Here is a 250-nt window from a genome sequence, read left to right on the forward strand (position 1 = left end):
CGAGCATGGTGCCCGCGTCGACGCCCTCGGCCTCGGCCACGGCAAGAGCGGCCGGGATCACCGATGCGGAAGGATGCAGCACCGACGGCAGGTGGGTGTCGTCGGAGTCCATTGAATGGGCGAGGGTTCCGTTGATCAGCGCTGCGGTGGCCGCCGGGAATCGCATTCCGGTTCCGATACCGGTCGCCGCCTCACGGCCACCCCAGTTCTTCGCAACCGCGATCACCGCCGCGGCCGGGGTCTTCATCAT

The 250-nt window shown here is 68.4% G+C and carries 1 protein-coding gene; it reads right to left on the reverse strand.

Features of this window, described 5'->3' with window-relative positions; all coding sequences use genetic code 11:
- Nucleotides 1-250: MmgE/PrpD family protein (locus SB754_RS21950; RefSeq protein ID WP_410784418.1), on the reverse strand; the 250-nt coding region annotated here is incomplete at both ends.

Source organism: Leifsonia sp. SIMBA_070 (assembly GCF_046534635.1).
Taxonomy (GTDB): domain Bacteria; phylum Actinomycetota; class Actinomycetes; order Actinomycetales; family Microbacteriaceae; genus Leifsonia.